The following is a 2036-nucleotide window of genomic DNA, read 5'->3' as shown; positions in this document are numbered from 1 at the left end:
TATAGTACATAGTAAAAGCCCTGCTGACCCTGTGCGGGAGCAAGGCTTTTTTTGATAGGTCAAGATTGAACGGTCGATAGAATATCAGGCGCATGGCGGCATCCTCCTATGGCCGCCATACAGACGATGAAACGCTCTGATACGCAAAAAGAGCCGGCAGCCTTGATTTTCTCAAAAGCCGCCGGTTCAAAATGGGCGCATAAAATTACCTGCTCCAACCAACGGCTTTTTTATTTCCCCTTAGTCGGGGCAGGTTCTCATCATATACTGAAAAAAAGAACCGATAATCACAAGTGAATTCACCTTGTGCATTACCGGCTCTGCGTCTGTGCGTCTGGCTCTTGGATGATAGATAAATTTAGTTTTCTTACCGCAATCAGGGTTTCATGTTTGCATTTAGGACAATATAACGGAAAATTATCCAGTATTGTATCATTGCGAATTTTCAACCGCGTTTTGCTTCCACAAAAGGGACATAAAATCCATTCTATCTTCATCTTATCTTCCTCTGTGCTTAGTTTTCTTCTTTTACTACCGTATAGCAAGCTGACGTTTTTTCTTCGCCTCTTTACATTTCCGAATTGGACCTAACCTGTTTTTCAGCCATAGACAATTCCCGATGAAGGTGTAACGCCATAAATACAGTGATTACTACGGAAATCAGATCTGCGATGGGTTGGGCATATAGGATTCCGTTCATTCCCCATACCATAGGCAGCAGCAAAATGACAGGAATAAAGCAGATGCCTTGTCTGCATGCGCCCAAAAAGAAACCTGCCGCCCCCTTGCCCAGAGCAAGAAACAGAGAGGAGTATACCGTGTAGAAACCGAAAAGAATGAATGTAAGGCCATTCGCAAATAGAGATTTTTGACCGGCTAAAATCATTTGAGTATCTCCCTCGGTAAATTGAGAGATAATCTGCGTGGAGAAAACGGCCATGACTAAGCCCACGACTAAACAGAAACTTGTAGACCAAATGATTGAGGTTTTGATTGCTTCGCGCAGGCGATCAAACTGCTTCGCCCCATAGCTGAATCCGGCAATAGGCTGAAACCCTTTCAGAAATCCAAAGACAACAAGCGTTCCCATAGAAGTAATTCGCGTGACTGCCCCCATGCCTGCAATGACCGAATCGCCATAATCACCGGATGCACGGTTGATCAGCGCAATCGAAAGACTTGTCAGCAGTTGGAACACTAAAGTGGGAATTCCAATTTTCAAAATTTCCGCCATCATTTGTCCCGTAGGAGAAAACACTTTTACACTGAAGGAAAATGCGCTTTTTTTGCGAAGAACATAGGTTAGATAAACAAGTGTGGATACCATTTGCGAAATTGCTGTGGCAATTGCTGCACCCGCTACCCCCATGTTCAAAGTGTAAATGAAAAGAGGGTCCAATCCGATGTTCAATACGGCTCCCATCAGCAAGGCGCACATGGTCGTCTTTGCGGCACCCTCGCTGCTTACAATGTTGTTCATTGTTACATTAAACACGTTGAAAATACAGGAGAGCACATAAATTCTTGCGTATGTCAGGGCATACGGCATAATTGTTTCTGTTGCGCCCAACATCGCCAAAATTGGTTTGAGGAAAATCGTAGAAAACAGAATGATAATGGCGCCAATCAGAATACTGCTGTATAGTGCGGTGCTTGCCACTCTATTGGCGGTATCTTTATCTCCGCGTCCAAGCAGTCTTGACAGATAGGATGCGGCTCCGTTACCGAACATAAGCCCCAAACCAACCACGACTTGCCCCAAGGGGAACACGACGGAAATAGCACCCATTTGACTTTCGCCCAGACTGCCCACAAAATAGGCATCTACCAGATTATAGAGTGCATTGATCAACATCCCAATCATAATCGGTATGCCGAGTGCCATCAGAGCTTTGGGGATGGGCGCACTGCCCAAAAGCTCAAGTTTGTTGTTGCGTTCATTCATTGTTAAAACTCCTTTCGCTTCTTCAGATATAATTTACAGTAGTGTAGGCTATAGTACTACGCCGTATAAATAATAGTACTATAATTTATAG

3 protein-coding genes are annotated in these 2036 nt (G+C 44.3%); 1 reads left to right on the top strand and 2 read right to left on the bottom strand.

The genetic code is table 11. From position 1 onward, the window contains the following. The first annotated feature begins 108 nt into the window (after positions 1-108). Positions 109-297 carry a hypothetical protein gene (locus J3353_RS15875; RefSeq protein ID WP_207685233.1) on the top strand — a complete coding sequence of 63 codons (189 nt, stop codon included), beginning with the start codon at positions 109-111 and terminating at the stop codon, positions 295-297. A 14-nt stretch (positions 298-311) separates the two neighbouring features. Here J3353_RS15875 and J3353_RS15870 read toward each other — a convergent pair whose 3' ends face one another. Together J3353_RS15870 and J3353_RS15865 are read right to left on the bottom strand one after the other, a co-directional pair. After that, positions 312-497 carry a cysteine-rich KTR domain-containing protein gene (locus J3353_RS15870; RefSeq protein WP_097793625.1) on the bottom strand — a complete coding sequence of 62 codons (186 nt, stop codon included), beginning with the start codon at positions 495-497 and terminating at the stop codon, positions 312-314. A gap of 71 nt (positions 498-568) precedes the next feature. Beyond that, positions 569-1945, bottom strand: a complete 1377-nt coding sequence (locus J3353_RS15865) for an MATE family efflux transporter (protein WP_207685232.1) — start codon at positions 1943-1945, stop codon at positions 569-571. Positions 1946-2036 lie beyond the last annotated feature (91 nt).

The sequence above is a fragment of the Faecalibacterium sp. Marseille-Q4137 genome (assembly GCF_017377535.1).
In the GTDB taxonomy this organism is placed as follows: domain Bacteria; phylum Bacillota; class Clostridia; order Oscillospirales; family Ruminococcaceae; genus Faecalibacterium; species Faecalibacterium duncaniae.
This window is presented reverse-complemented; position numbering and strand designations above follow the sequence as displayed.

Coding starts and splice junctions, on each gene's coding strand:
- J3353_RS15870 (WP_097793625.1), bottom strand. CDS start 497: ATGAAGATAGAATGGATTTTATGTCCCTTTTGTGGAAGCAAAACGCGG.
- J3353_RS15865 (WP_207685232.1), bottom strand. CDS start 1,945: ATGAATGAACGCAACAACAAACTTGAGCTTTTGGGCAGTGCGCCCATC.
- J3353_RS15875 (WP_207685233.1), top strand. CDS start 109: ATGGCCGCCATACAGACGATGAAACGCTCTGATACGCAAAAAGAGCCG.